This window comes from Actinoplanes sp. NPDC089786 (genome assembly GCF_040684855.1).
In the GTDB taxonomy this organism is placed as follows: Bacteria; Actinomycetota; Actinomycetes; order Mycobacteriales; family Micromonosporaceae; genus Actinoplanes.
In genome coordinates this window covers 153,771-177,361 of the sequence record NZ_JBFBGU010000016.1, presented here as the reverse complement: position 1 = coordinate 177,361, position 23,591 = coordinate 153,771, and the positions used below count along the sequence as shown (strand labels likewise).

The 23,591-nt window shown below is 68.8% G+C and carries 16 protein-coding genes; 4 read left to right on the top strand and 12 right to left on the bottom strand.

Features of this window, described 5'->3' with window-relative positions; translation table 11 throughout:
• Positions 1–62: 62 nt before the first annotated feature.
• Entirely contained in the window at positions 63–8,078 is an 8,016-nt protein-coding gene (locus tag AB0O15_RS33795; protein WP_364327145.1) for a DNRLRE domain-containing protein, read from the bottom strand.
• Positions 8,079–8,537: 459 nt separating this feature from the next.
• Here AB0O15_RS33795 and AB0O15_RS33790 point away from each other — a divergent pair, with 459 nt between their 5' ends.
• Entirely contained in the window at positions 8,538–9,569 is a 1,032-nt protein-coding gene (locus tag AB0O15_RS33790) for a hypothetical protein (protein WP_364327142.1), read from the top strand.
• Positions 9,570–9,733: 164 nt separating this feature from the next.
• Here the strand turns inward: AB0O15_RS33790 and AB0O15_RS33785 are convergent, their stop codons facing one another.
• Positions 9,734–10,171: a MarR family winged helix-turn-helix transcriptional regulator gene (locus tag AB0O15_RS33785; protein WP_364327139.1), complete on the bottom strand. Its 438-nt coding sequence runs from the start codon at positions 10,169–10,171 to the stop codon at positions 9,734–9,736.
• Between the two features lie 70 nt (positions 10,172–10,241).
• Between AB0O15_RS33785 and AB0O15_RS33780 the strand changes: the two genes are divergently transcribed.
• A complete protein-coding gene (locus AB0O15_RS33780; RefSeq protein WP_364327136.1) occupies positions 10,242–11,186 on the top strand; it encodes an NAD(P)-dependent oxidoreductase in 945 nt (314 codons plus the stop codon).
• Between the two features lie 124 nt (positions 11,187–11,310).
• Here the strand turns inward: AB0O15_RS33780 and AB0O15_RS33775 are convergent, their stop codons facing one another.
• Positions 11,311–12,705 carry a serine hydrolase gene (locus AB0O15_RS33775; RefSeq protein ID WP_364327133.1) on the bottom strand — a complete coding sequence of 465 codons (1,395 nt, stop codon included), beginning with the start codon at positions 12,703–12,705 and terminating at the stop codon, positions 11,311–11,313.
• Between the two features lie 172 nt (positions 12,706–12,877).
• Here AB0O15_RS33775 and AB0O15_RS33770 point away from each other — a divergent pair, with 172 nt between their 5' ends.
• Complete coding sequence (locus tag AB0O15_RS33770; RefSeq protein ID WP_364327130.1) at positions 12,878–13,564, top strand: SDR family oxidoreductase; 687 nt, start codon at positions 12,878–12,880, stop codon at positions 13,562–13,564.
• A 49-nt stretch (positions 13,565–13,613) separates the two neighbouring features.
• On the opposite strand, the gene AB0O15_RS33765 is transcribed toward AB0O15_RS33770, so the two are convergent.
• Positions 13,614–14,216 carry a TetR/AcrR family transcriptional regulator gene (locus AB0O15_RS33765; protein ID WP_364327127.1) on the bottom strand — a complete coding sequence of 201 codons (603 nt, stop codon included), beginning with the start codon at positions 14,214–14,216 and terminating at the stop codon, positions 13,614–13,616.
• A 75-nt stretch (positions 14,217–14,291) separates the two neighbouring features.
• Between AB0O15_RS33765 and AB0O15_RS33760 the strand changes: the two genes are divergently transcribed.
• Positions 14,292–14,855, top strand: a complete 564-nt coding sequence (locus AB0O15_RS33760; protein WP_364327124.1) for a class I SAM-dependent methyltransferase — start codon at positions 14,292–14,294, stop codon at positions 14,853–14,855.
• Here the strand turns inward: AB0O15_RS33760 and AB0O15_RS33755 are convergent.
• From AB0O15_RS33755 to AB0O15_RS33720, 8 genes are all read right to left on the bottom strand, one after another.
• Positions 14,852–15,532, bottom strand: a complete 681-nt coding sequence (locus AB0O15_RS33755) for a helix-turn-helix domain-containing protein (RefSeq protein ID WP_364327121.1) — start codon at positions 15,530–15,532, stop codon at positions 14,852–14,854. The two genes, AB0O15_RS33760 and AB0O15_RS33755, sit on opposite strands and share 4 nt — an antisense overlap.
• A complete protein-coding gene (locus tag AB0O15_RS33750) occupies positions 15,529–16,584 on the bottom strand; it encodes a branched-chain amino acid ABC transporter permease (RefSeq protein ID WP_364327119.1) in 1,056 nt (351 codons plus the stop codon). Before AB0O15_RS33750 ends, AB0O15_RS33755 begins: the two co-directional genes overlap by 4 nt.
• Positions 16,581–17,453, bottom strand: coding sequence for a branched-chain amino acid ABC transporter permease (locus tag AB0O15_RS33745; RefSeq protein ID WP_364327116.1), 873 nt, complete (start codon positions 17,451–17,453; stop codon positions 16,581–16,583). The genes AB0O15_RS33750 and AB0O15_RS33745 overlap by 4 nt, the downstream gene beginning before the upstream one ends.
• The gene (locus tag AB0O15_RS33740) at positions 17,450–18,700 is read right to left on the bottom strand and encodes an ABC transporter substrate-binding protein (RefSeq protein ID WP_364327113.1); all 1,251 of its coding nucleotides are present in this window, start codon (positions 18,698–18,700) and stop codon (positions 17,450–17,452) included. Before AB0O15_RS33740 ends, AB0O15_RS33745 begins: the two co-directional genes overlap by 4 nt.
• 17 nt (positions 18,701–18,717) lie before the next feature.
• Entirely contained in the window at positions 18,718–19,410 is a 693-nt protein-coding gene (locus tag AB0O15_RS33735; RefSeq protein WP_364327110.1) for an ABC transporter ATP-binding protein, read from the bottom strand.
• A complete protein-coding gene (locus AB0O15_RS33730; protein WP_364327107.1) occupies positions 19,403–20,149 on the bottom strand; it encodes an ABC transporter ATP-binding protein in 747 nt (248 codons plus the stop codon). The genes AB0O15_RS33735 and AB0O15_RS33730 overlap by 8 nt, the downstream gene beginning before the upstream one ends.
• A 32-nt stretch (positions 20,150–20,181) precedes the next feature.
• Positions 20,182–21,810, bottom strand: coding sequence for a tannase/feruloyl esterase family alpha/beta hydrolase (locus AB0O15_RS33725; protein WP_364327104.1), 1,629 nt, complete (start codon positions 21,808–21,810; stop codon positions 20,182–20,184).
• Positions 21,811–22,003: 193 nt separating this feature from the next.
• Complete coding sequence (locus AB0O15_RS33720) at positions 22,004–23,386, bottom strand: S28 family serine protease (protein WP_364327102.1); 1,383 nt, start codon at positions 23,384–23,386, stop codon at positions 22,004–22,006.
• Between the last annotated feature and the right edge of the window lie 205 nt (positions 23,387–23,591).

The window sequence follows — 23,591 nt, the reverse complement described above, 5'->3', positions numbered from 1 at the left end:
TAACTGGGGGGGGGGGGGGCGGGCCTGCCGGGCGCCCCCGGCGCCTCTACCGCGGCGGGACGTCAGTCACTGATGCCGACGTCCCGGCCGAAGTCCTCCTGCTGCTTGTCCGACCAGTCCTCGATCTTCTGGCCGACCGTGCTGTCACCGACCTTGATGCCCGCGTCGTCCCCGGACCGGTCGGTGCTGGTGATCTTCTCGCCCAGCCAGCCTCCGGCGTAGGACCCCGCGCCGGCGAACACCGCCCCACAGGCCGGGGCCGCGGGCCCGCACACGCCGCCGGCTGCTGCTCCGAGCGCCCCAAGGCCCATGCTGAGGCCGGTCTCGATGCCGGCCTTGGTCCCGGCGGCGAACCACTTGTCCCCCTCACGCTTGTGCTTGGTGAAGCTGAGCGCACCGCCGATGGCGTCCCCGATCGGGCCGGCCGCCTTCCAGGCCTTGCTGCGACCGAGCTTGCCGGCCGCGTTCATGGCGGGGTCCTTCAGCTTGGCCGCGTCGGTCCACTTCTCGGTCTGCTTGGCGATGCCCTCGCCGGCCGACTGGAGCGCTCCGAGGTCGTCGGCCGCCTGCTTGCCCTTGTCGATCCCCTTGTCGATCGCCTTGTTGGCCTTGTCCTTGGTCTGCTCCCAGAGCTTGCCGGCCTTGTCGGACGCCTTCTGCGCGGCGCCCTTCGCGGCCTCCCCACCGGCTCCGATGGCGTCCTTGGCGACGTTCTTGAGCTTGTCGACACCTTCCTTGATCTTGTCGCCGATGTCGCCCAGGGAGAAGTGGCCGTCGATCTCGATGTTGGTGACCGGGTTGCCGCCGGCGAAGGCGTACCGGTTGTTGGTGAACGGGTCGACCGACATGTTGAGGTCGGCGAGCGCCCCGTTGTAGTAGTCGCGGCTGAGGAACCGGTTCAGGCCGGGGTTGTAGTTGCGGAAGCCCATGTTGTAGTCGCCGCTGACCTCGTCGAACCGCTTGCCGTTGAAGCGGTACGCGTTGTACGGCGTCTTGGCCGGGTCACCCGGCTGGGCGCCGCTGGGCTTGTCGATGCCGGTGAACTGCTGCTGGTCGTCCTTGCCGTAGGCGGTGTACCCGTACGTCGACTTCGAGTTGCCCTTGTCGTCGGTCAGCTGCTCGACGTCCTCGTGCGCGTTGTACCCGAGGTAGGCGTCCTCCTGCCCGCCGGGCGTGAAGGTGGTCTGCGACAACAGCTGCCCGGACGGCGAGTACTGGTACGACTTCTTCAGCTGACCGCCGACCTCCTCGGACAGGATCTTCTCCGAGGTGCCGAGGTAGCCGTACTCGGTGGTCTCGCTGCCCTTCTTGCGGGAGGCCTGCCGGTCCAGCGGGTCGTAGGTGTACTCCGTCGTGCCGCCCTGGAACTTCGACGCCGAGGTGACGCGGTTGAAGGAGTCGTACTTGTACGTCTGCAGGTCGATGCCCTGCGAGCTGATCTTCTCCATGCGGCCGAAGTCGTCGTACGTGTAGTCGGCCGTGGTTCCGTCCGTGGTCGACTTGGTCACCCGGTTGCGGTCGTAGGTGAAGGTCGTCTCGCCGTCCTTCAGCTTCTGCCGGATGACGTTGTTGTTGGCGTCGTGGTCGTATTCCTCGGTCGTCGCGCCGTGCCCGGTCTTGGTCACCTTCCGGATGCGGTCCAGCGGGTCGAACGAGTTCTCGGTCGTCGTGTCCAGGAACGCCGCGTTGTTGTCGGCGTTCTGCTTGTGGGCGACGTCCTTGCTGCGGTGGCCGTTGAGGTTGTACTCGTAGCTGTGCTCGTTGACCACCGCGTCGTTGTTCTTCTTCTCGACCTGGTGCTTCTCCTGGCCGTCGAGGTAGTAGTCCTTGGTGACCACGTTGCCGTTGGCCTTGGTCTCGGTCTTCACCTCGTGCCGCTTGGTGTAGGTGAACTTGGTGACCTTCAGCTTGGGATCGGTGCTGGACGTGCCGACCTTCGACTCGGCGGCGAGGTCGAGCGGGTTGTAGTTGAACTCGGAGAACTGCTTGTCGTGGGTGCGGGTCTTGGTCAGGCCGTTGGAGAAGTAGGTGAACGAGGTGGTGTTCTTCGTCGTCCCGGACTTCTTCTCCTCGATCTTGTCCACCCGGTTCAGCCCGTCGTAGGTCAGGGCGTACTGGTCGACCTTGGCGTCCGAGCTGGTGTCCTTCATCTCGGTGATGTTGCCGTTGAGGTCGTAGGTGTAGGCGAAGCTCTTCTTCTTCTGCCCGGCGCCGTCCCCGTCGTCGACCCGGGTCTTCTTCTTGCCGTCGGGGTAGTACGTCGTGCTCATCGACTGGGTCTTGTCCTTGCCGGTGACCTTGCGGCTGGTCTGCGCGCCGAGAGCGTCGTAGTCGTAGGTGGTCTTGATGTTCCACTCGTCGGTGCTGCTCCGCACCCAGCCGTTGTCGAAGTAGTCGTGGGTGGTGTTGATCCGCTTGTCCTGGCCCTGCTTGCCCGACGGCGGCGAGCTGACCAGCTTGACCCGGCCCACCTCGTCGTACTCGTACGTGGTCTTCTCGGGGGTCTTGTACTCCGCGTCGTCCTCGTCGTACGGCTGGATCTGTTCCTTCACCCGGTTCATCGCGTCATAGACGGTGACGTTGGCGAAGTCGTTCTTGTCCGCCTCGGTCTCGACGCCGCGCGGCGTCTCCACCTTGGTGCGGTTGCCGACCTCGTCGTAGCCGAACCGGGTGGTGCGGTAGGTGACCTTGCCGTCCGCGGCCCGGCTGTACGGCACCCGCTGCTCGATCGGCTTGGCCCGCTCGTCGAGGACCGTGGTGGTCTCGTTGCCGTCCTGGTCCTTGCGGACGATCGGGTTCCCGTCGCCGTCGTAGCGGGTCTCCTGCCGGTTCCCGTCGGCGTCGAGGACCGCGGTGACCTGGTGCTTGCGGTCGTACTCGTAGGTCGTGTTGACGTCGTTGGGGTCGGTCGTGTCGTTCTTGCGCTGGTCGGCGATGGTCTTGAGGTTGCCGACCCGGTCGTAGGTGTAGGTGACCTTGCCGCCCTTGGCGTCGGTCATCTGCAGGACGCGGTTCAGCTCGTCGTAGACGTACCTGGTCCGGTAGTCGTTCGGGTCGGCGCTCGCGCTGCCCTTGGGCTCGGTGATCCAGATCAGGTTGCCGACGTTGTCGTACTCGTAGCTGGTTCGCCGTTCGGCCCCGCCCTGGGTGTCCGGCGGCTCCATGACGGCACGGATCCGGTCCATCGGGTCGTGGGTGGCCGTGGTCTTGGCCCCGTTGGCGCGGACGTCCTCGTAGACGTTGTCGTTGCGGTCGTAGCTCGGACCCGGGGTGATGATGTAGACGCCGTTGTCCTGGTCCTTCGGCACCTTGCTGCCCCGCGGCCGGCCGAACAGGTCGTACTCGTAGGTGCTCTTCTTCTTCCGGGCGTCCTCGACGCTGGTCACGTTGCCCAGCACGTCGTACTCGTACGTGGTGACGTTCTTGAGCGGGTCGGTGATCCGCTTGGGATAGCCGACCGGCTCGAAGTCGGAGAACAGGGTGGTCTTCTCGTTCGCGTCGGTGGCCGACTCCATCTGGCCGTACCGGTCGTAGGTGTAGGTGGTGGTGTAGTCACCCTCGACCCGGTCGGTGGCGACGCCCTTCGGGTCGGTCACCGAGACCAGGTTGGCGAAGTCGTCGTAGCCGAAGACCCAGTGCCGTCCCTCCGGGCTGATCTTGTCGATCAGCTCGGCGGTGTACCCCTTCAGCCCTGTGCGGTACATCAGCCTGGTCGGTGACTGCGGCGCCTGCGGGTCGGCGTTGGCCTCGGCGTCGCGGATCTCCGTGGGATAGCCCGTCTTGGGGTCGTACACCCACGTGGTGGTGGCCCCGTTGTCCTCCTTCAGCCGGTCCACGTTGTTGTCGGCGTCCCAGTGCAGCTCGGTCTTCTCACCCTTGGCGTTGGTCAGCAGGGTGGGCCGGCCGAAGCCGTCGATCAGGAACGTGGACAGCCGGCCCTGCGCGTCGAGGATGGTGGAGGTGATCTGCTTGTTGGCGTCGCCGTCGAGGTTCAGGTAGTCGAAGACGGTTTCCTTCTCCTCGCGGTCGACCACGGCCTTGGCCCGGAACCGGCGGTTCTGGTTGTCGTTGGTGTCGTAGTAGCGCACCACCGTGGGGTTGCCGCGGGGGTCGTCGACCCGGGTCAGCTTCGGGTTGCCGTCGCCCAGCTTGTCGTCGTACCAGAACTGGAACGGCTTCTCCCCGCTGTCGCCCTGGCCGTCGACGACCAGCTGGAGCAGGCCCTTGTTGCTGTACGTGAAGGTGACCGTCCGGCCGTTGATGTCGGTGATCGACTTCAGCTGCTCGATGATCTTGCCGTTGTCGAGGTTGACGCCGCTCTTCTTCTCGTTGTTGACGAAGTAGTCGTACTGCGGGTCACCCTGCGCGTAGTAGTCCAGCGAGAGCGTGCGCCGGCCGGCCGAGTCGGTGATGTACTTCAGCACGCCCGTGTTCAGGTTGGACGCGGACGTCCGCTCGTACGTGTAGTTCAGCTCGTTGCCGTTGTTGTCGATGACCGCGGTCTGGTAGCCGTCGGTGTCGAAGAACGCCTTCGTCCGGTCCGGCCGGGTCATCACGTACGCCTTGGTGGTGTCCTCGTCACCGGTGCGCTGGAAGTACAGGTGCACGCCCTTGGGGTGGTCGTAGTCCCAGTCGGACGTCCTGGTGCTGTTGTGCTTGTTCAGCTGGAACACGTTGGTCGTGCCGTCCCCGTCGACCAGGTCGACCTTCTCGGGCCAGTCCGGCGTGCCGCCGGTGAACCGCAGCGGCGAGCCGAGCCGGGCGATGCTGGAGGTGGACAGCGACCAGCCGTAGCCGATGTACGAGTTGGACGTGTCCTGGCTGTTGTAGGTGAGCCGCACGAACGTGTTCAGGCCACGGCTCGGGTTGTCCAGCACGTCGTAGCTGAAGACGGCGTTGCCGCCGAACTGGTTGACCAGCACGTTCGAGCCGGCGCCGGCCGGTGAGCCGCCGTACTGATAGAACTTCTCCAGGCCGAGCTGGTCCGAGGTCGGGTCCTCGACGGCGATCTCCTGCGCCAGCGGGGGGATCTGCGCGGTCTGCGACAGCCACTGCCCGGTGGCCTTCTGCCGCAGGTCCCACTTCAGGACGAATGATTCCCGCTTGTTGGCCGTGTCCTGCCGGGCCGGCGTCATGATCTTCGCGGTCACCGTCTGCGCGTCACCACGGTTCAGGTCCGCGGTGAGCGCGGTGTCACGCCGGTTGTCGGCGGTCGTGACGTCCCGGCCGTCCGCCGTCTCCCAGCGGTACGAGAGCACCCAGTCGTCCTTCTTGATCACCTGGTCGGTGGTGTTGGCCACGGTGACCGGGGCGGAGTACTCGTCGCCCGGGATCATCCGGCTCGGCACCGTCGGGGCGTAGTACGTGCCCGCCGGGTCGGCGTAGACCACCGTCAGCTTCGGCTGCAGCAGCGGCTCGGCGCCCTCGCCGGAGAGGAACAGCGTGCGCTCCTGCGGCCCGGCCTCGTCGGCCAGCTTGATCAGGGCGCCCTTGTTGGTGTTCGGATCGGCGATCCACTTCTGCACCAGCGTGTCGGCGTCGAACTGCCGCACCACCGGGTCGTTGGTGACCTGGCTGACCGTGCCCAGCCCGGCGGCCTGGATGTCACCGCCCGGGCTGGTCCAGGCGGTGGCCGCGCTGGCCCGGTTCCAGCTGGCGGCGCCCTCGTCGAAGTCCTTGGTGAGCTCGTGCAGCTGGTAGGTGGCGCCGCTGCCGACGGTGTAGAAGCCCCAGAGGTTGACCTTGGCGTCGAGGACCCGGGCCCCGGTCGGCACGCCGTTCATGCTCGGGAACTTCACGACGGCGCGGGTCTTGCCGTACGTGGCGCTGTTGTTGCCCACCGACAGCCACGGCGAGCCCTGCAGCACGTCGTGTCCCACGGTCGGCTCGGTGCTCGACAACGTGGTGTCGCGGGCGTCGCCCTGGATCACCTTGACCACCCGGCCCGCCTTGGGCAGGCGGACGAGCTGGCTCTGCGAGCCGAGCAGCGACCCGTCCCGCAGCTTCACCGCGACCTGGTAGTAGAACGCGTTGCCGAACGGTTCGGCCGAGTTCGCCGGCGTGGGCTCGGCGCTGGTGTCGTTGTAGGCGGTCTGCCCCTTCTTCACCGGGGCGACCAGCGTGGCCCGGGTGGGCAGGAAGTGCTGCCAGATGCTGCGGTGGATCTGGTACTCGACGTAGTCGTCGCTGGCGTACGGAGCCCACTTCAGATCGGCGCCGGTGGACCGGATCGTCATCGGCGGCGCGAGGTCGACGCCCGGCTTGCCGTAGGTCAGCAGCAGCTTCGGCGTCTGGTCGACCTCGCCGTTGTAGGCGTACTCGGCGGCCTCGTACCGGGGCCCGCCGGTGTTCGGGGTCTCGGTGGTCGCCTTCAGCATGAACCCGTTGTTGGCCTGGGTGCCGTCCAGCCAGTTCTGCACGGTGTCCCGGACGCTGAAGTTGTGCCAGGCGTTGACCTGGTTCACCTTCTTGACGTCGGTGCCGCGCTTGATGAACCGGACCGCGTCGGCGACGACGGCCTTGCCGGCCACGTCGCCGAGCACGACCTTGTGGGTGGTCCCGGCCGCGAAGGAGTACGTGCCCAGGGTCGTCCACGCCCCGTTGCCGCCGGTGGTCTGGTTCACGTTCACCGTCGCCGTACCCCCGGCGTGGTGCACGGTGAACGGGGCGTTGGTGGCGCGGTCGGCGCCGCCGACGTGGTACGCCTCGACGGTGTAGACACCGGCCTCGGTCAGCCGCGGCACCCAGGTGAAGGTGTCACCGGTGCGGGTGTCCTTGTTCATCCGGTACCCGCCGCCGTTGCCGGCGCCCGTGGTGTTGGTCCACTCGCCGCTGAACGACGTCCGGTTGGCCTCCGAGTTGTCCACCGTGGTGCTGTTCTGGGCCAGATCCGCGCTCGAGCCGTTGATCGAGTTCCAGGTGACCGTGTCCTCGGTCCAGGGCGCGGTCACCCGGTACGCGCCGACCTCGACGTTGGCCGCGTCGGTGGTGTGCGTCTGGTCGAACCAGGTGCGCAGCTGCGCCGAGTCGAGCGTCGTCCCGGCGGGGATCCGCGACAGGTCGAAGCGCAACAGGCTGCGGGCGACGGAGCTGCTGGTGTTGCCCACCGACAGCCGCCAGTTGCCGTCGAAGTTCCGGGCCGGCTCGTCCGAGGTGATCATCGCGTCCTGCGACTGGGTGACCGTCGGCTGGATCTTCACGGTCGGGTCGACCACGACCGGGTACTTCCGCGCCGCGTCCGTCAGCCACGCCGCGTCCGGCGTGATCGTCACCAGGGACCGGGCGCCGCGTGCGGTCAGCGCCTGCGTCACCTTGCTGCTGTAGGCCTTGCCGTACGGGCTGCGCGCGTCGTCCTTGGCGTCGTACATGAACGGCTTGGGCAGGTAGAACAGCGGCGGGCCGTCACCGCCGGCGAAGGCGATCGACCCGTCCGGCCGCGCGACCGCGCCGACCCCGCGCAGATCCAGCACGAATCGGTACGCGGGGGCGGTCGCCGGCGCCGACCGGAGCCGGATGTCGCTCTTCAGCGCGGTCGGCGTCACCGTGTACGTGTACTCGACACCGTCCACGGCGAAGGTCGCGGTGCTCCCCTTGATCGCGGGCCGCACCGGGCGGGCCGGCCCGTCCAGGCCGACGGCCACCCGCCGGCCGTCCTGCTCGAAGGTCAGCAGGCGGTCGGTCCGGTCGCCGAAGTGCGTGATGAACGAGTTGGTCGTGTTCGCCGCCGGGTAACCGGGCCGGTCACTGGCCTTGATCCGGGTGTCGATGTTCTGCCACCGGCCCCGGTCGTCGCGGTAGTGCCGCGGCCCGGCCGACACCTCGTCCTGCACCCGCCCGTCCTTGAGCAGGAAGCGCTTGATGTTGACGGTCCGCTGGCCGACCAGCTCCCGGACCCGCTTGACGGCGGGCAGCGGCACCTTGGCCACCGGGCGTTCCGGCGTGCTGACCAGCTTGGCCGGTGTGCGGTCGCTGGTGGCGACCTCGCGGCCGGTCGCCAGGGGCACTCCCCTACCGGTCGCGCCGGTCGCCGGCGCCGCCTCGCCGGAGCCGGGCAGCCAGCCGCCCCTGCGGCCGGCCACATACACCCCGCTCCCCACCAGCGCGAGAACCGCTACGACGGCGATCCACCATCTGACGCGTACGGATTTCGACACACCAACCCCCCGTGGTTGTTGTCCCAGCACGACCTGTCGGAACGCAGCACGGAGGGCCGCGTCGCCCGGCAGGGTGCCGGAACAACGCGAATGAGATTGATTTCGGACAATGTAGTGCAGTCAGGCACGACGTTGTCGTGTCTGCGCCGAAGTGAAGTCAAGCCCCCGTGTAGTGCAATTGCCACGGACACGCTACGCAGAAAAGTTGCCACAAGGCAATGGCTCCTTCGGTCGAGAATCAGACGATCTCTCCACTGTGTATGCGGGGACTGTCCATGGTGGCTCGTCAAGCTGATTCGACGGGGTTGCAGGCCAAAAACCCGGGCGCTAATCTCCCGATGCTCGGGTTGTCACAACGGGGGAGGCACCATGAGGCAGTGGATCATGCATAGACAATCGGTCCTGCGCCGCGTCAGCGCCGTTTGCGCCGGAACACTCCTGCTGGTCGGGCTGACCGCGACGGCGGCGCGGGCGGCCGACGGAACCGCGCTGGGCCTGCCCACCTACGGGGCGATGGTCGTCGACGACGAACACTCCCTGGTCTTCGTCAGCGGGGGCCCCAGCTCGAACGGCATCGTCGTCACCGACTTCGACGGCCGGGTCCGCAAGACCATCGGCAGGCAGTACGGCGCCACCGGCATGGCCCTCAACGCCGACCGCACCAAGCTGTACGCCGCCCTCGCCGCCGGCGACGCGATCAGCGTCATCGACGTGCACACGCTCAAGGAGATCGACCGGTACCCCACCGGGTCGCGAACCTGCCCGACCCACCTGGCCCGCACCGGCGACAACATCTGGTTCGGCCACGGCTGCGACGACAACTGGACCGGCGGCGTCGGCCGCCTGGACACGGCGGTCAGCCCGGCCACGGTCCAGACCTCCCAGCAGGGCGAGGCGAGGTTCCTGCGTGCGCCGATCCTCGCGTCGGCCGACGACGCCGACGGTCCGCTGGTGGCCAGCCAGCTGGCGCTGAGCCGCTCGACCAGCTGGGCCTACACGGTCGACGACAACGCTCTCGTGGCCCGGGCCAGCAGCGACGCCCCCGGCAGCAACCTGGTCGACACCGACGTCGACGCGACCGGCGAGTTGCTCTACACGGCGAGCCGGTCGACCAACGACTTCCCGGCGTACGAGACCGAGGATCTGGTCGGCCGGGGCGCCTACCGCGTCGGACAGCACCCGGCCGCGGTGTCCATCTCCCCCGACGACCAGTACCTCGCGCTCGGCATCCAGAACCCCGGCGACGACGTGCTCGTCTACGAGCCGGGCGGTGTCCTGCCGGTCGATCGGCTCGACGTCACCACCGACGTCGTCGCCCTGCGCGGGCTGGCCTGGTCCAAGTACGCCACCGAGCTGTTCGTGATCACCGTCGGCGCGAACGGCGGCTCCCCGACGCTGCGGATCGTCCACTTCTGATCGGCTCGGCATTCATTTCAAGCGATCATTCGGCGTGAATCCGGCACCTCGGGTCATTTATCGGACGGCACAATAGGGATTCAGGAAATGGGGTGGCGGAAGAGTTCTCCGAGCTTCCGCCACCCACATTGTTCAGGCCGGGTCACCGGTGACCCGGGCCCGGGTCAGTTCTCCACGAGGGTGCGCAGTGTCCGGCGAAGCTGATCGGTCGCATTCGGACTGATCGCGGCCACGAACGCGCTCTCGGCCTTTCCGTACGCCAGCTCCGCCGCGTCGTAGGTCTGCAACCCCGGTGCGGTGAGCTCGACGACGTTCCTGCGCCGGTCTGCGGGGTCCGGGCGCCGCGTGATGATGCCCTTGCCCTCGAGCACGTCCAGCAACGCCACCATCGTGGTGCGGTCGATGCCGAGCGTCTGCGCCACCTGCAGCTGCGACGCCGGCTCCCGGTGGGCCAGGACCCGGAGCGCCCCGAAGTCCTTGCTGTCGATCCCCAGCGGCTCGAGCGCCGCGTCCGTCAACGCCGCGAGCTTGAGGGCCGCGTGCTTGAGGAGGTACCCCAAGACCTCGTGCGGGTCAGCGGTGGTGCTCGGCTCGGTGGACACGGGTCCCATCTTAGGCTTAGCCTGATCGTCAGTACTACTGACGATCAGACCTGCTGCGAAAGGCGCGACCATGATCCTCGTCACCGGAGGGCTCGGCTTCATCGGCTCCCACACCGTCCGCGCCCTCACCGACGCCGGCGAGGAGTGCGTCCTGCTCCAGCGCCGCACCCCGCAGGTCCCCCCGCACCTGGCCGACCTTCCCATCCACGTCGTCCAGGCCGACGTCGCCGACCTCGACGCCCTGCTCGCCGTGGGCCGGCAGTACCCGATCACCGGGATCGTGCACCTCGCCGTCGCTCTGCCGTGGCCGGTGACCGACGTCGACCCGATCGAGGCCACGAGGGGGGCGCTGGATGCGTTCCTCAACATCGTCCGCGCCGCGCAGGCCTGGGGTGTGCGCCGTGTCGTGGCCGCGAGCACCATCGGCGTCTACGGCTTCGGCTCCGGAGGCGCGCTGACCGAGGACGTGCCGATCCCCCTGGGGTACTTCCACCCCATCCCGACGTTCAAGAAGATCACCGAACTTCTCGCCGGCCACCTCTCGGACGTGACCGACGTGGACATCGTCAACGCACGCATCTCCGGCACCTGGGGTCCCGGCGGCCACCTGCCCGACCCGTTCTTCGCCGCACCCTCCCTGGCTCATGCCGCCGCCCGGCGCAGCCAACCCGACCTGTCCGGACTGCTCGCACCGCCGCACGCCGACGACGCTCTCGACCTGCTCTACGTCAAGGACACCGGTCGCGCGCTCGCGCTGCTGCAGCTCGCCGGGAAGCTGAACCACCCCACGTACAACGTCGCCTCCGGTCGCGCCACGAGCAACGCCGACGTCGTCACCGCGATCAACTCCGTCGAGCCCGGCTTCCAGTGCGAACTCCCCTCGGCCGGGGACCACCCGGTGAGCTGGCTCGACATCACGCGCCTGCGCGAGGACACCGGGTTCGAGCCCCGGTACGACACCGCCGCGGCTGCCGCCGACTACATCGCCTGGCTGCGCGCGGGAAACCAGCGGTAGCCCCCAGCCGTCCTCGGCTGCCCCGCAGCAGTGGTAGGTCCGGACGGTGTTCGGGGCCGCGATGCCGCGCTCCCCTACCACTGCTCGTGGCGGTGGTAGCGGAGCACGGCGGCGGGACAGCGCTCTAGCTCCTGGCGGCCTCGTACTGGTCGAGGGCCGCGCCGAGCCGCGCGAACTTCTGGGTGTACTCGACCGGGACGGTGCCGGGCGGGGTCGCCGGGCGCTCCGGGTCCTGGTACTGGTCACCGAGGTTGGAGAAGACCGCGACGATGTAGTGCCGGTCGGCCGCGCCGGGCAACGACCTGACGACGCCGGCGTCGGAGCCGGTGTTGTTCACCCAGCCCGGCTTGTGGGCGAAGGTCACCTCGGCGGCCTCGTTGCAGGGCCGCACGTCCTGGCCGAAGGCCTCGCCCGCGACGGTGACCGTGCCGTCCTCGGCGACCCACCGGTCCGCGACCCGCTGCGGGATGCCCGCCGCCGGATAGTCCCGGCCGCAGTAGTTCGGCGTCGACAACATCCAGTTCCAGCCCTGCTCACCCAGCTTGGACATGAAGAGCCGGCGCGACGCGGAGGACAGGACGTCCCTGGTCACCGGCACGCCGGCCGGGGTCGTCCACAACGTGCCGGCGCCCCCGTTGACGACGGACAGCAGCTTCGCGGTGTCCAGCGAGCTCATCGTGACCGGGTTGCCCCAGCGCCCGCCGTTGACCGGGTTGGTGTTCTTGAGCTGCAACGTCTCCAGGCCGAGATCCTGGAACGCCTGGTTGAGCCCGTCGATCGCGCCGCGGTCATGCATCATCTTGATCAGCGCGCAGGTCGCCGCGTTCGACGACTCGGTCAGCGACTTGTCGACGTAGTTGCGGATCGTGTCACTGCTCGCCTCGCCGCAGAGCGAGCTGATCGTCGCCGGCTGGTACGCGTACGTGTCGTCGAGCGCGATCTGACCCTGGTCGACCAGGCGCAACACGCCGAAGTTGACCATCAGCTTGAGCACCGAGGCCGGGTACGGCGACATGAAGTCCAGGGGCGCGTCCTCCCGGCCGGGCACGATGTCGATCGTCCCCCGCGCCTGGTTGGCGTACCAGCCGGCATCGTCCCACTGCCGCCACCGCACGGCGCTGGTGTGATGGTTCTCGTCGACCGGCACGACCACACCGTGCTGGTACTGCGGGCTCATCAGCACGGTCGCCGAGCCGGTGATCCGGCCGTAGCCGTCCAGCTCGAGGACGGTGGCGTCGATCTGCGGCTGCTGCGAGATCGGCTCGGCGGCCGCGGCGGCGAGTCCCTTGACCCGCGGCGCCCCCTCCTTGTCGGCGGTCGCCTTCACCTTGACCGTGGCCGGCGGGGCGAGGTCGAGCACCTCCTGGAAGGCGAGTTCGTCCATCGTGGTCCGCAGGAACTCGGCGAGTGCCGGGGCCGGCGCCCGGGTGTCGGCCTGCGCCGTCATCGTGACCGACACGAGGCCGGCGGTGACGATCGCGGCGACTCCGCCGGCGATCAACCTTTTCGTTCGCAACATGGAGATCCGTCCACTAGAGAGGCGCTGCACGGCTTCCCATCCTCGCCTCTCGACCTGATTGAGAGTCAAGCGGGCACCGTCCGACGGTGTAGATGGCGTACGGCGTAAGCCGTGTGACCGCGCTCTCAAGCGGTTGTCTCTCACATCTATGTCAGGTTTTAGCGTGGGAGCCATGCAGATCTCAGGAGCCGTCGCCCTCGTCACCGGGGCCAACCGCGGCCTCGGCAAGCACTTCGCCGAGCAGCTTCTCTCCCGCGGCGCCAAGGTGTACGCCACCGCCCGCCGACCCGAACTCGTCGACCTCCCCGGCGCCACGGTGCTTCCGCTCGACATCACCGACCCGGACTCGGTCGCCGCCGCGGCGGCCGCCGCACCGGACGTCACGCTGCTCGTCAACAACGCCGGCATCGACACGGCGACCGGCCTGGTCACCGGCGACCTCGACCGGATCCGCCGCGAGCTCGACACCCACGTCTGGGGCACGCTCGCGATGATCCGGGCCTTCGCCCCACGGCTGGCCGACGGTGCGATCCTCAACGTGCTGTCGGCGATGTCGTGGTTCAACTATCCCGGCCACACCGCCTACGGCGTCGCCAAGGCCGCCGAGTGGAACCTGACCAACGGCGTACGCCTGGAGCTCGCCGAGCAGAAGACCCTGGTCACCGCCCTGCACCTCGGCGCCGCCGACACCGGGCTGAGTGACTACGACGGCCCCAAGGGCGACCCGGCCGTCCTCGTGCGGGCCGGCCTGGACGGGATCGAGCAGGACCGCGTCGAGGTGCTCGCCGACGAGTGGAGCGCCCACGTCAAGGCCTCCCTGGCCGGCGACCCCAGCGAGTTCTACCGGAACGACGAGTGAGGCCAGGACGACGAGTGAGGCCGGGACGACGAGTGAGGCCGGGACGGCGTCACGGCCAGGACAACATCACCTGGTCGACGATCCCGTCGAGCTCCGCGCGACCGAGGCCGTTGGCCGCGTGCACGGGAATGCCGAACGCCACCGCCATGATGTAACGGGCCAGCCGTTGCGGATCGGTGTCGCCGGGCAGGTCCCCCTCGTCCGACGCGCGGCGGAAACGCTGCTCGAGGCGGTCGCCGGCGGCGTTGCGCCACTGGACGAGCACGTCATGGACGGGACGGTTCTCGGCACTGGCCGACAGCGCGCCCTGGATGGTCAGGCACCCCGCGAAATTCTCGGGAAGGGTGGCGGTACGGACCGCTCCGCGCAGCAGCGCCTCGGCCACGGCCCGGGCGGTCGGCTGCGCCAGGGCAACGTCGAGGTAGCCGGCCGGGCCGTCCACGTACCGCTGCAGGGCCTTGCGGAACAGCTGCTCCTTGTTGCCGAAGGCCGCGTACATGCTCGTCCGGGTGATTCCCATGGCGCCGGTCAGGTCGGTGAGGCTCGAACCCTCGTACCCCTGCTCCCAGAACACCCGCATGGCGCGCTCCAGCGCCTCGTCGATGTCGAAGCCCCGAGGCCGGCCCATCACGGTGCTGCGGGAACCACTCATCGCGCGATCGTACCCCTCGGTACAGAAGTACTCCCCCGCCCGGTTGGTGTTCCCGCGCGGCACCATAATGGGCCGGTGATCCCGCTGCCCGCCGCGGTGACTGCCGCCCATGACCGAGCCGACGACGCCGGCTTCGCCTGCTCCAGCGAACCGCTCACCGGCCGGTTACTCGCCACGCTGAGCGCCGCGGTGCCGGTCGGCGGCCGCATTCTCGAGCTGGGCACCGGCGCCGGCGTCGGCCTGGCCTGGATCGCGCACGGCCTCGGCATCCGCCGCGACGTACGGGTCACCTCGGTGGACAACAACGAAGAACTCGCTGACGCCGTACGCCGGACCGGCCTGCCCGACGGCTTCGACATCCGCACCGGCGACGCCGAGGCCCTGCTACCGCACCTGGGCACCTTCGACCTGATCTTCGCCGACGCGCCGGCCGGCAAATGGACCGGCCTGGACCACACCATCGCCGCCCTCAACGGCCACGGCTGCCTGCTCGTCGACGACATGGATCCAGACCGCCACCCCGACCCCGCCCACCACGCGATCCTGGACCAGATCCGGCGAACCCTCACCGGACACGACGACCTGGTCACCACCGAACTACCGGTCGGCAGCGGCCTCATCATGGCCGTCCGCCGCTAGTCGAGTTCCTTCGCCTGGTCCTTCAGGGAGGTCAGGACGCGGCGGGTCTGCGGCGTGTCGGGGAGCAGCGCGAGAAGCACCGGAGCGGTCGAGAAGGCCGACTGGTGAACCATCAGGCGGCGGACCCATTCCATGCCCGCGGCCAGCTCGGCGAGGGGATCGGTCGCGCCGCCCTCACGGACCCAATTGCCGAGCGCCGAGCGGTGGATCGCGTCGATCAGGGCGGCGAGGGCCATCGACTGGAACGAGGGTGCGTCGGGCGGGAGGCGATCACGCAGGAACGACCGGGTCAGCGCCACGTACCGTTCGTGTTCGACGACCTCCCGCTTCCGCAGCTCGGGCACGACGCGGGTCAGCTTGTACCGCCGGAGGACGAGTTCGGGCCGGCTGAGGAAATCGCGCAGCGACTCCTCGGTGGCCGCGATGACGGCGTCCACCGGGTCGGTGCCGGGGGCGGACTCGGCCAGACAGCGCTCGACCAGCCCGAGGTGTTCGGTGTGGTCCGGGAAGACCAGTTCGTCCTTGCTCTGGAAGTGCCGGAAGACGGTGCGGCGGGACACGCTGGACGCTTCGGCGACGGCTTCGACCGTGACGTTCGCGTACCCCTCCTTCAGGAAGAGGGCCATCGCGATCTCCGAGATCCGGTACTTGGTCTCGAGTATGTTCCGCGATGTCACCGACCGGTGCCCTCTCCTGGGTCCGCGCTGTCCGGGCTGCGCCGCGACGACCTGCGTCGCAGCCGCCGGGCCAGCCACTGGTGACGCACGGTACCCCAGACGCCCCGGCGGAACAGCAGCACCACCAGCACGAAGACCGCGCCGGTGACCAGGTCGATGCCGTGGAAACCGGACGAGGCGAGGTAGTCGGCCAGCATCACGGTCAGGAACGCGCCCACGATTCCGCCCCACAGCGTGCCGATGCCGCCCAGCACCGTCATCAGAACAACATCGCCCGAGGTGCTCCAGTGCAGCTCGGTCAGCGCGACGAAACCGTGGCTGATGGCGAACACCCCGCCGGCCAGGCCGGTCAGCCCGGCCGACAGCACGAAGGCGATGAGCTTGTACTTCTCCACCTCGTAGCCGAGCGCCCGGGCCCGCTGGGTGTTGTCGCGGATCGACACCAGGACCCGGCCGAACGGCGAGTGCACGATCCGCCAGGCCGCCCACATGCCGAACAGCAGGATCGGCAGGGCCGCGTAGTAGAAGTAGAACGACTGGGTCTCCACCAGCTCGATGCCGAAAAAGGAGCGGGGTACGCCCTGCAGCCCGTTCTCGCCACCGGTCAGGTCGCTCCACCGGTAGCCGATGAAGTAGACCATCTGCGCGAAGGCGAGCGTCACCATCGCGAAGTAGATCCCGGACCGGCGCACCGACATGTACCCGATGGGAATGGCGAGAATCATCGCGAACACCGCGCCGCCGACGACCGCCACCGGGAACGGCACGCCGTAGTGCGTCGCGATCAGGCCGGCGACGTAGGCCGAGCTGCCCCAGAACGCCGCGTGTCCGAAGGAGAGCAGGCCCGCGTAGCCGAGCAGGATGTCCAGGGCGATCGCGAACAGCGCCAGCGCCACGATGTCCATCGCGACCGGCGGGTAGACGAACCAGGGCAGCGCCAGCGCGGTCACCAGGCCGGCGGCCAGCAGGATCCACCGCACCTTCGGGTCGCGTCCCGCGGGGGGCGCGTCCGCACCGGTGACCGGAGCCTCGGTAACCGCGGACTGCGTCATGCCGTCGCCTCCTTACGTCCGAACAGCCCGGCCGGCCGGACCAGGATGATCAGGGCCATCAGGACGAAGATGAGGATCTGGGCGAACGTCGGGGCGTACGCCTGCCCGAAGGCCTCGACCAGGCCCACCAGGAAGCCCGCGACCACCGCACCGAGGATCGACCCGAGCCCGCCGATGACGACGACCGCGAACAGGATGATGGCGAAGTTGTTGCCCATGTCGGCGGTGATCGCCCGGAACGGCGCCGCGAGCACCCCGGCCAGGCCGGCGAGCGCGACGCCGAAGCCGAAGACCGGCGTCACCCAGCGACCCACGTTGATGCCCAGGGCCCGGGCAAGCTCGGGCTTCTCGGTCGAGGCCCGGACGATCATGCCGACCCTGGTCCGCGTCATCATCAGCCAGACGAGCACACAGACCGCCACCGAGAACAGCAGGACGAACAGCTGGTAGCGCGGCAGCACCACGCCGGCCAGGTCGACGCGTCCGGTGAGCCCGCCCGGAAGCTGGTACGGCAGCCCGGAGACGCCGTACCGCTGCTTGACCAGCTCGACGAGGACCAGGGTGAGGCCGAAGGTGAGCAGCAGGTTGTAGAGCGGGTCGAGCCGGAGCAGCCATTGGACGAGCAGCCGCTCCACCACGACGCCGAAGACGAACATCAGCACCGGCACCACCAGCAGCGACCACCACAGCGTGAGACCGAGGGTGTCGAGCAGGACGGCGGTGGCGACCGCGCCGAGCATGTAGAACGCGCCGTGGGCGAAGTTCACCACGCCCAGCACCCCGAAGATGACCGCCAGTCCCAGGGCGGCCAGCGCGTAGAAGCTGCCGGCCGCCAGTCCCTGTACGACGTACTGAAGAACCGCGCTCATGGCTTCATCGAGCAGCCGGACGCCTCGGCCGGCGGGAACCCCTTGGCCGCCGGAATCTTGGTCACGATCTCCTCGTAGTCCCAGGGCTCCTTTACGTCGGCCGGCTTCTTGACCCGGGCCAGGTTGGCGTCGTGGACGACCGAGTGGTCCTTGGCGCGGATCTCGCCGTTGCGCAGGAACACGTCGTTGACCTTCTTGCCCTCGAGCTTCCCGACCACCGCGTCGGTGTCGTCGGTGCCGGCCTCCTGGACCGCCTCCAGGTATTGCAGCGCCGCGGAGTAGTTGCCGGCGTGCTCGAAGCTCGGGCGGTTGCCGGTCTCGGCCAGGAACCGGTCGGCCCAGGCGCGTGCCTCGGCGTCCATGTTCCAGTACCAGGGGTCGGTGAACAGCGTGCCGGCGAACTGCTCCACGCCCAGCGAGTGGATGTCGTTGATGACCATCAGCCCGACGGCCAGCTCGACGCCCTTGTCCTTCAGCCCCGACTCGTTGAACTGCTTGACCAGGTTGATCAGGTCACCGCCGGCGTGCATCGTGCCGATCACGTCGGGATTGCTGCTGCCGGCCTTGGTGAGGAAGGTCGCGAAGTTCTCGTTCGGGAACGGCGTCGGGATGGTCTCCTGAACCGCGCCACCCGCCTTCGTGATCGCGTCGGTGAAGGACTTGGTCATGTTCTGCCCGAACTCGTAGTCGGGGAAGATGATCGTCCACTTCTTGCCGCCGCTCTGGGTGACCGTCGTGCCGGTGCCGTTGGCGAGCAGGTACGTGTTGTACGCCCACTGGAAGGTGTACTTGTTGCACTGGGCGCCGGTCAGCGCGGTGGTCGCCGCGCTCACGTCGAGGAACAGTTTCTTGTGGGTCTTCGCCTGGTTGGCGACGGCCAGGGCGGCGGACGAGGTCGGCACGTCCAGGATGACGTCCGCTCCCCCGCGCTCGTACAGCTCCGAGGCCTTGGTGTTGGCGATGTCCGGCTTGTTCTGGTGGTCGGTCGAGGTCACCTCGATCTTCTTGACGACCGCCTTGTCGCCGTACTTCTTCTGGTAGTCGGCGACGGCCATCTTGACCGCCTTGACGGAGTTCGGCCCGGACGCGTCCTTGTAGACCCCGGACTGGTCGTTGAGCACCGCCAGCACCAGCTTGTCCCCCGAGAAGGCGCCACCCGACCCACCGGGGCCTCCGCCACCGCAGGCGCCGAGAAGCAGGACGACCGTCATGGCCGGGGCGCCGGCCCAGATTCGCTTGCTCATCATGATTTTCTCCACAGTGGTCAGATGCCGAGGTGTTTGAGGAGGTCGCCCTCGCGCCGCCGGAACTCGGAGTTGTCCAGGGTCTCCACGATCCGGCCCTGGCTGAGCAGGTAGTGCCGGTCGGCGACGGTGGCCGCGAACTTGACGTTCTGCTCGATGAGCAGCACGCCGGCGCCGCCGGCCTTGATCTCGCGGATGATCTCCCCGATCCGGGCCACCACCACCGGAGCCAGGCCCTCGGAGGGCTCATCCATGAGCAGCAGACGGGCCCCGGTCCGCAACACCCGGGCGATGGCCAGCATCTGCTGCTCCCCGCCGGACAGCGTGGTGCCCGACGCCTTGCGCCGCTCGGCGAGCACGGGGAACGCCTCGTAGACCCGGTCCAGCGGCCAGGCCCGGTCGGAGACCCGGGGCGGGAGCAGCAGGTTCTCCTCCACCGTCAGGCCGGCGTAGATGCCGCGGTCGTCCTGCACCCAGCCCATGCCGGCGCGGGCCCGCCGGTGCGCGGGCAGGCCGGTGACGTCCCGGCCGTGCAGACGGACGGTGCCGGCGACCTGCCGGTGCAGGCCGATCAGGCAGCGCACCAGGGTGGTCTTCCCGGCCCCGTTGCGCCCGGCCAGCGAGACGACCTCGCCCTCGCCCACGCGTACGTCCACCCCGTGCAACGCCTGCGCCTGCCCGTACCAGGCCTTCAGACCGGTGACCTCAAGCATGGCCGGCCTCGCCCAGGTACGCGGTGATCACCCGTTCGTCGTCGCGGACCTCGTCGTAGCGGCCCTCGGCCAGCACCTTGCCCTGCTGCAGCACCGTCACCCGGTCGGCCAGGCTGCCGACGACATGCATGTTGTGGTCGACGAACACCACGGTGCGGCCGGTCGCGATCCGGCGGACCAGCTCGATGGTGCGGTCGACGTCCTCGATCCCCATCCCGGCCGTCGGCTCGTCGAGGAGCATCACCGGTGGGTCCAGCGCCAGCACCAGGGACAGCTCCAGCGCGCGCTTCTGGCCGTACGCGAGCAGTCCGACCTGCTTGTCCGCCAGCGACATCAGTCCCACCTGGGACAGCAGCTCGTCCACACGGGCCCGGTGCCGGCCCAGCAGCTTCTCCGACCGCCAGAACCGGAACCCCTGGCTGCCGTGGCCCTGAAGTGCGAGTTCCACGTGCTCGCGACTGGTCAGCGTCTCGAAGAGGCTGGTGATCTGGAACGACCTGGCCACGCCCCGGCGCGCGACCTGCTCGGGCGGCCGGCCGGTGATGTCCTCGTCGAACACCGTGATCGCCCCGGACGTCGGTGACAGGAAGCCGGTCAGCAGGTTGAACAGGGTGGTCTTGCCCGCGCCGTTGGGACCGACCAGCGCGTGCACGGTGCCCTCGCGGACCTCGAGGTCCACCGAGTCGACCGCGCGGAAGCCCCGGAACACCTTGGTCAGCGCCCGCGTGCGTACCGCCACCCGGCCCCCTTCCGGCCGGTTGTCGGTCGAGGTCACTGCGAACACACGAAGCTCTGCGCGAGGTCGGGATCGCCCGAGCGGTATCTCGGCCAGCGCGGGTACTCGCAGAGCGGCCGGGTCCGGCCGTCCCTGGGGTCCTGCACCACCGGTCGGGCCGGCGGCCGCCCGTCCTCCACCCACTGCTCCAGGGCGGTCAGCGAGTCCCAGGTGGCGGCGAACGCCGGCGCCCCGAAGTTGGCGTGATTCGCACCCGGCGCGAGGTAGTACCGCATGAATTCGTTCGTCGGCCGGGCGCCGACCTTGGCGAGCACGCGCCGGTAGTAGTCGTTGGTGGAGCGATGGGAGACGAGCTCGTCCGCGGAACCGTGCATCAGGATCAGCCGTCCGCCGGAACGCGCGAAGGGACGGAGGTCCACGTTGTTGCGGTCCTGGATGGTGGAGAGATAGCTGATCCGGGGAAGCCACTTCCCGGGGCGCCGCGGGTCGACGTCGAGGGAGTTGTAGCCGGGGTCCCTGGTCAGGAAGTACTTGACCCACTGGTCCCAGTACTGGAAGCCGTACGCGCTCGTGGGTGGCATGGGGCTGGCGGGTGCGGTGACGCCGAACCCGAGATACGGCGTCCTCATGTCGGCGCCGGAGAGGAAGGGGAAGCCGGGGTAGTACCGCTCGCCGCTGGCGATCCGGTACGGCCAGCTGAACGGGGTGGACGCGGCGGTCACCGAGGCGATCTGCGGGTCGGAGAGGCAGGTGGGCCCGGTGTCGGCGCCTCGGGGGCAGCGGAGCACCCGGGGGTCGAAGTGGCAGCCGCCGAGATTCGAGATGACCTTGTCCTCGACACCGTCCCGGCCGTCGCAGGCCGCCATGACGCTGTTGTAGAGGAGGGTCTGCTTGTCGGGCCCGGGGAACGCGCCGGGACGGGACATCACCTGCGCGAGGTACCCGAGATACAGGGCCTCGGCCATGTTGTTCCAGGCCGGGTAGGCCGAGATGACGCCGTCGAAGGCGTCCGGCCACCGTTGCGCGACGACCAGAGCCTCACGACCGCCGGTCGAGCCGCCCGCGAAGTACGCCCGGCCGGGACGTACGCCGTAGCCATGACGGACCAGGTACAGGGCGGCGTCGTGGGTCTTCTTGAGCGCGTCGCCGGCGGCGAAGTTCCGGAGCGCCTCGCCGTTGCGGCCGAAGGACCCGTCCAGCGACGCCGCGGGACCGGCCTGGTGTCCGGAGTCGCTCGCGTACGTCGCATATCCCCGAGCCAGGGGCGTCGGCTGGTCGGGGCGGCCGAACGGCACGTTCTGGGCGATGTCGGGGATGGTGCCGTTGTATCCGCCGCCGCCGAACATCATCGTGTCGCGGTTCCAGCCGACCGGCAGGCCGATCCGCAGCCGGATGTCCGGAGCGGACGGGTCCTTCGGGAAGAGCGCCGCGCGCACGTCGCAGTACTCCACGGTCCGGCCACTCACGACCTGGGTCACCAAGGCGGCCGACTCGACGCGGCCACCGCGGGTCGGCAGGCTGATCACCGAGGACGGGATCTCTTTCCCGGCCAGCTCGGCGCATCTCGGGACGGCGCTCGCCGTGGCCGTGGCGGGCGCCGGCCCGACGACCATCGTGGCGCCCACCAACGCGGTTGCCAGCGCCACCCGCAGCATTCGACTCATGTCCGAACCCTCCTGACCCAGCACTCTGTGCCGCCGATACATCGATGTACGGCACTGGGTGCCACTGACTGTGCCATGGGTCACAGTCAGTGGCAAGGGTCAGTCCGAGGAATGTCGCGATTGGAATGGCGAGCACGAAGAAGCCGGCGGGCCCGTCACGGACCCGCCGGCTTCTCGGCCGTACTACCTCGCGCTACCTCCGGGCGCCGCGCGTCGGGAGCATGTCGTCCAACGGCAGCGGGACGGTGCGGAGCTCCGCGGTCGCGGTCGAGACACCGGCCCAGCGCCGCAGCGTGGCCGTCGCCGCCGCGTTGTCGGCCGGGTTCAGCCCGGCGATCCTCGCGCCGTGGTTGGCGCCCGGTGCGACGTACAGATAGGAGTCACGCCGGCTGGGGGCGAAGCGCTCGGCGCTCCACGGGTCGTTCTGGCCGTAGACGAACATCATGCGCTGCGAGAGCGTGCGCACCCACAGGTCCACATCGATCATCGGCAGCGGGTTGTGCGGCTTGCGCAGCTCTCGGGGCAGGGCCGAGTTCGCCGTGTAGAGCCCGGGGTACCGGCGCAACCCGCGCAGGTGGTCGAAGCGCAGGTCGGCCCAGCCGAGCTGGGTGGCCGCCTGGTAGTAGTACGGCCAGTAGTACTCCAGGCCCTGGTCGGTGTAGAACGACCAGCTCGCGACCGCGTCGATCCAGTCGTACAGCTGCTGGTCGGTGGCCGTGGCGGGCGGCACGCCGGCACAGGACGAAGTTCCCAGGTACTGCCAGAACGCCCACACCGTGTCCAGCACGGTCAGCTCCAGCGACCGGTCGGCCGTGCCCAGCGTCCGGGTGAACGTCCAGCCGTTCGCCGCGGCATCCGCCCGCAGCATCGGCACCAGCCGGTCACGGCGCTTCAGAGCTTCCTTCTGTACGCCGTTCAGCGCGCTGCGGCAGGCCGGGTCGCCGACCGTGGCGAAGAACCGGTCGTACGCGCCGTCGAGCTCGTTGAGCGGGTCGTTCGGGGCGACGTAGGCGACCACGCCGTCCACATCGTTCGGATAGAAGCGCCGGTGGTAGACCGACGTCATGCCGCCCTTGCTGCCACCGGTCTGGATCCACTTGCCGGCGTAGATGGTCTTGAAGGCCTGGACGATGCGGTGCTCGTCGCTGGCCTCCTGCCAGATGTTCAGGTCGGACCAGTCGGCCGGAGCGGGGCGCGACGGGCTGAAGAAGCGATGTTCCACCGAGACCTGGTTGGCGTTCAGGAGCGTGGTGGGCTCGGTACGCGACGGCCCGGGCGTGGCCGGCAGGCCGTAACCGCTGGTGGCGAGCACGACGGGCGCGTCGTCGGCCCGGTGCAGCAGGGTGAGCCGCTGCTCGTAGGTGCCGCCGCCGGGGTGCCGGTGGTCGGCCGGCTGACGGTAGGTCAGCACGAAGAACTGGTATCCGGTGGGTTCGGTGCGCGACACGACCGTCATGCCGGGGATCGCGGCGAGCCGCGTCGCCAGATCGGCCACGACACCGCGGGCGGACGCGACCGAGGCCGGCATCAGAAGGGCGAGCACAAGAAGAAGCACCGTCAGAACGCGACTACGCATTGACGGATGTTAGCTGGCGGGAACCCGGTGTCAAACCACTTCGATCAAGATCAGGGATCCGTACGCCGCAGTGAGCGCGACAGGATCGTGCAAGAGCGAAGAAGGATCGATCTAACGTTTCGGCTGTTCAGCGCGTCATGGTGGAACCACACACAGATCGCCACGCCGCACGAGCCAGGAGAATCAGATGATCGTCGGGCACGGA

Coding starts and splice junctions, on each gene's coding strand:
- AB0O15_RS33790 (WP_364327142.1), top strand. CDS start 8,538: ATGCATAGACAATCGGTCCTGCGCCGCGTCAGCGCCGTTTGCGCCGGA.
- AB0O15_RS33780 (WP_364327136.1), top strand. CDS start 10,242: ATGATCCTCGTCACCGGAGGGCTCGGCTTCATCGGCTCCCACACCGTC.
- AB0O15_RS33775 (WP_364327133.1), bottom strand. CDS start 12,705: ATGTTGCGAACGAAAAGGTTGATCGCCGGCGGAGTCGCCGCGATCGTC.
- AB0O15_RS33770 (WP_364327130.1), top strand. CDS start 12,878: ATGCAGATCTCAGGAGCCGTCGCCCTCGTCACCGGGGCCAACCGCGGC.
- AB0O15_RS33765 (WP_364327127.1), bottom strand. CDS start 14,216: ATGAGTGGTTCCCGCAGCACCGTGATGGGCCGGCCTCGGGGCTTCGAC.
- AB0O15_RS33750 (WP_364327119.1), bottom strand. CDS start 16,584: ATGACGCAGTCCGCGGTTACCGAGGCTCCGGTCACCGGTGCGGACGCG.
- AB0O15_RS33745 (WP_364327116.1), bottom strand. CDS start 17,453: ATGAGCGCGGTTCTTCAGTACGTCGTACAGGGACTGGCGGCCGGCAGC.
- AB0O15_RS33740 (WP_364327113.1), bottom strand. CDS start 18,700: ATGATGAGCAAGCGAATCTGGGCCGGCGCCCCGGCCATGACGGTCGTC.
- AB0O15_RS33735 (WP_364327110.1), bottom strand. CDS start 19,410: ATGCTTGAGGTCACCGGTCTGAAGGCCTGGTACGGGCAGGCGCAGGCG.
- AB0O15_RS33725 (WP_364327104.1), bottom strand. CDS start 21,810: ATGAGTCGAATGCTGCGGGTGGCGCTGGCAACCGCGTTGGTGGGCGCC.
- AB0O15_RS33720 (WP_364327102.1), bottom strand. CDS start 23,386: ATGCGTAGTCGCGTTCTGACGGTGCTTCTTCTTGTGCTCGCCCTTCTG.